A 2,034-nucleotide genomic window follows, 5' to 3' on the forward strand; every position below is an offset into this window, starting at 1 on the left:
ACGGCCAGAGATGGTCGCTCGCCAACCGGAAGGACTGACATGGCTGGCAATTCGGCCCGACGCGGGGCGATCCGCAAATCCGGCACCAAGAAGGGCCAGGTCGTCGGATCCGGCGGCCAACGGCGGCGGGGCCTCGAGGCCCGGGGCGCCACCCCCAAGGCCGAGGACCGCACGTATCACTCCGCGCACCGCAAGGCCAAGGCCGCATCGCGCAAGGCGGAGACCACGCAGCAGCGGCGCCGGTATGCGGAGAAGCAGGCCGATGGTCCGGAGTACGTGGTGGGCCGCAACCCGGTGGTGGAGTGCCTCCGGGCCGGCGTGCCCGCGACCGCGCTGTACGTGGCGGTCGGCTCGGACGCCGACGAGCGACTGACCGAGGCCGTCCACCTGGCCGCCAACAAGGGCATCTCGATCCTCGAGGTTCCGCGCACCGACCTCGACCGCATGGTGTCGAACGGGATGCACCAGGGGATCGGGCTACAGGTGCCGCCGTACCAGTACACCGATCCCAAGGACCTCCTCGACATCGCGATGGGGGCATCCGAACCCGCGCTGCTCGTGGCCCTGGACAACATCACCGACACCCGCAACCTCGGCGCGGTCATCCGTTCGGTCGCCGCGTTCGGTGGGCACGGCGTCCTCATCCCCGAGCGGCGCAGCGCGTCCATCACGGCCGTGGCGTGGCGCGCCTCGGCCGGTGCCGCCGCCCGGCTCCCCGTCGCGCGTGCGACCAACCTCAACCGCACACTCCTGGACTGGGCGAAGTCCGGGGTGCAGCTCGTGGGCCTGGACGCCGACGGTGACACCACCCTGGACACCTACGACGGGACCGGCCCCACGGTCGTGGTGGTGGGCTCCGAGGGCAAGGGTCTCTCGCGGCTGGTGCGCGAGAACTGCGACTCGATCCTCTCGATCCCGATCTCCGGAGGGGTGGAGAGCCTCAACGCCTCGGTCGCCGCCGGCGTGGTGCTCTCCGAGTTCGCCCGCCAGCGCCGCGTGAAGGGCTGACCGCCACCTCGGTTCCCGTCAGCCTCGGATCCCGTTCAGGCCAGCGGGCGGCGCGGCGATCGACAGCGATCGAACGTCGCCCGCGCGTACTCCCACGTCTCCTCGCCGTAGTACAGGTGGCCGACGACCATGTAGAGCCCGGCGAACCGTTGGTAGGTCCACGCCCGGTCGAGGAAGGTCGCGTCGATCCTGCCGATGTAGCGCGCGAGCACCTCGTCGACGAAGCGTGGGCCGTACTCGTACAGCTCGGCGAAGTCGACCGCCGGGTCGCCGAGACACATGTCGGTGAAGTCGATGAGACCCAGCCGGCCCGGAGACGTCCGCTGGTCCCAGTACAGGTGGCGTACGTAGACGTCGTTGTGCAGGAAGACCCTGGGTAGCAGGGTGGACTGGAGCGCGGCGACCTCGTCACAGATCTCCCGCGCGGTCCGCATCTCGTCCTCGGTGAACACCGCCGGGAGGTCGTTGGCCACGATCCCCCGGACGAAGTCCAGGTTCTCGGGTTGATAGGAGTCCGGGACCCGGTCCAGCGGCGGTGTGGAGGTGTCGGCCACGTGCAGCGCCGCCAGCAGTGCCCCGAGCTGCCCGGCGACCGACGTCCTGGCCGTCGTGGGCAGACCCCGGAGTAGCGCGGGGGTCAGCCTGTCCCCGCCCACCATCGGATATCCGGCGAACCCGCCGTCCGACGGAACGTGGGTGTACCGGGGTATCGCGGCGTCGAGGCCGGGGGAGAGGTGGTCGAGCACGGCGATCTCCTGCGGGAGCTGGGCGAGCGCCTGCTCGTCCGTCGGAAACCGGAACACCAGGTCCCGGTGTCCGAGGGAGTCTGCCCCGCGGCACCCGCGGCACAGCACCACCACGTGGTCCCAGCCCTCGTCGATCCACTGCACCGAATCCCAGGCGAGCGTCGGGAACGCGGCGTGGATCGCGTCGAGTTCAGCGCTGCGCTCGGCCGGGGGGACGGCCGGATGGTCGGCCGAGGGGACGGCCGCGCGGTCGGCGGGGGAGTCGCGGTCGGGGTCGCGG

Annotated in this window: 2 protein-coding genes; one reads left to right on the top strand and one right to left on the bottom strand. The window is 71.2% G+C overall.

The features are described from left to right. Positions 1 to 39 precede the first annotated feature (39 nt). Positions 40 to 1,008, top strand: a complete 969-nt coding sequence (gene rlmB, locus G6027_RS15875) for a 23S rRNA (guanosine(2251)-2'-O)-methyltransferase RlmB (protein WP_182616740.1) — start codon at positions 40 to 42, stop codon at positions 1,006 to 1,008. A gap of 35 nt (positions 1,009 to 1,043) precedes the next feature. Here rlmB and G6027_RS15880 read toward each other — a convergent pair. Next, positions 1,044 to 2,034, bottom strand: a 991-nt coding sequence (locus G6027_RS15880; RefSeq protein ID WP_241727192.1) for an aminoglycoside phosphotransferase family protein, incomplete at its 5' end; no start/stop codon positions are given.

It is taken from the genome of Dietzia sp. SLG310A2-38A2 (assembly GCF_014145095.1).
In the GTDB taxonomy this organism is placed as follows: domain Bacteria; phylum Actinomycetota; class Actinomycetes; order Mycobacteriales; family Mycobacteriaceae; genus Dietzia.

Coding starts and splice junctions, on each gene's coding strand:
- rlmB (WP_182616740.1), top strand. CDS start 40: ATGGCTGGCAATTCGGCCCGACGCGGGGCGATCCGCAAATCCGGCACC.